Source organism: Novosphingobium sp. TCA1 (assembly GCF_009811895.1).
Taxonomy (GTDB): Bacteria; Pseudomonadota; Alphaproteobacteria; order Sphingomonadales; family Sphingomonadaceae; genus Novosphingobium; species Novosphingobium panipatense_A.
Genome location: NZ_BLJH01000107.1, coordinates 1 through 1,651, shown reverse-complemented (window position 1 = coordinate 1,651; position 1,651 = coordinate 1). Strand labels below are relative to the sequence as shown.

Below are 1,651 nucleotides of genomic sequence, written 5' to 3'. Positions count from 1 at the left end.
TAACCCGCACTATTCATGAGGCCTCCGCTCCGGGTTGGTCCGAGCATGGTTTGTCGGTCGCCGGGTGATCAGAGCAAGCTCCTCCGGCGGGCTTTTTCACCGCGTCAGGATCGATGGGCTTTTCGAGGTTGAAGGACGAGGGCTCGGGCTTTCGGCGGCACTGCCGCGCTGGTTATGTGGGTGCCGGCCGGAGGCCGGTGGCAATGGTTCTGAACAGGCTGGCATCGGGGCAGGCTGACGCGAAGGCGACGCGGATGCGCGTAGCGGTTTCGATGACGCGGGCGGCGACCTTGAGCAACCGCAGGCGCAGCGTTGCGAACTCGGCGGTGGCGAGCGCGGCAGCCTTCGGGATTTCCTGCTGGATGCGCCACACGAGCCAGTAGGCAGCGGTGTGCAGGATGATGCGCGTCTGGTTGGCGTTGGCAGATCGGCACGAGGTACGATCGCTGGCAAGCTGGGTCTTGTGCCGCTTGATCAGGTTCTCGGCGTTGCCGCGAGCGCAGTAGAGGGTGTCGTAGATATGCTCAGCCGAACCTTCGGCCAGCGAGGTGACGACATAGCGGATGTCCATGCCCAGCGTGCTGGCCTCGATCCGGGCGACGACGCGGCGCTGGCACTTCCAGCTCTTCGCGCCGTAGCGGGTCTCGGCATAGTTGCGCAGGACCGGATATTGGCGCTGAGCCCGCTTAACCGCGCAGGCATCGGCGGCAGCGACGATTTCGGGATCAGCACGCAGCGCGGCGTTGGTTGGCAGGCCGAACACGTAATCGACGCCGGCCGCCTCGCAGAAGGCCATGACCTCGGGCCGGCCATAGTGCCCGTCGCCGCGGATGGTGATGTGCGTTTCGGGCCAGTGCCGGCGCAGATGGCGCACCAGGCGCCGGATGTGGCCGGCAGCTTCGGCGCCCGACGGTGTCTTGCCGGTGCGCAGTAGCATCGCCACCGGTCGGCCGGTGGCAGTGTCGTAGACATGGATCGGCAGGAAGCAGCGCTCGCCATGATGCCCGTTCCAGAAGGAGAGCTGCTGATAGCCATGAACAACGTCACAGGTGTCATCGATATCCAGCGTTACCGCCGCCGGCGCGGCGGGGTAGCTGATGCAGTAGATGTCGATCATCGCGGCCATCATCCTGGCCAGCTCGCGTGTGGTCGGCGCATTTTCCCACCGGCTCATCGTCGGTTGGCTGGCCAGCCCCGCGCCCGATCCCGGCAGCTTGTCCAGCGCCAGGCGGAAGCCCGGATCGTCACGCAGAGCGTCCAGATCATCGGCGTCCTCGTAGCCGCACGCGATCGCGAACACGCGGGCACGCAGAATGTCATCAAGGCGATGGATCACCCGCACAGGGTCCCGCGGATCGGCAATGCAAGCCGCAAGCCGCCGGCAAAGCCCCATCGCGCGCTCGGCCTGTGCCAGCAGCAGAACACCGCCATCCGAGGTGAGCCGACCTCCGTCGAACGCGGCTGTGATTTTCTTGCGCCCGATCGCTGGAAACGAAAATCCCGGCGCGCTATCATCGCTCCCGGCGGGTGTGGCCCGTGGCATAAATTGCCTCGCTGCAGGACTGGTCTAGGCACCCATTTTCCTACACCAAAGCAATCGCTTACACCACTCCCGCCAACCCTTCTGACCAAGCCCGATGAATAAGCCGGG

At 65.4% G+C, this 1,651-nt stretch carries 1 protein-coding gene; it reads right to left on the bottom strand.

The window, feature by feature from the left end:
* Window positions 1-172 precede the first annotated feature (172 nt).
* Window positions 173-1,543 (bottom strand): IS1380 family transposase, encoded by a 1,371-nt coding sequence (locus NTCA1_RS28245; RefSeq protein ID WP_086494366.1) that lies wholly within the window; start codon window positions 1,541-1,543, stop codon window positions 173-175.
* Window positions 1,544-1,651: the final 108 nt, after the last annotated feature.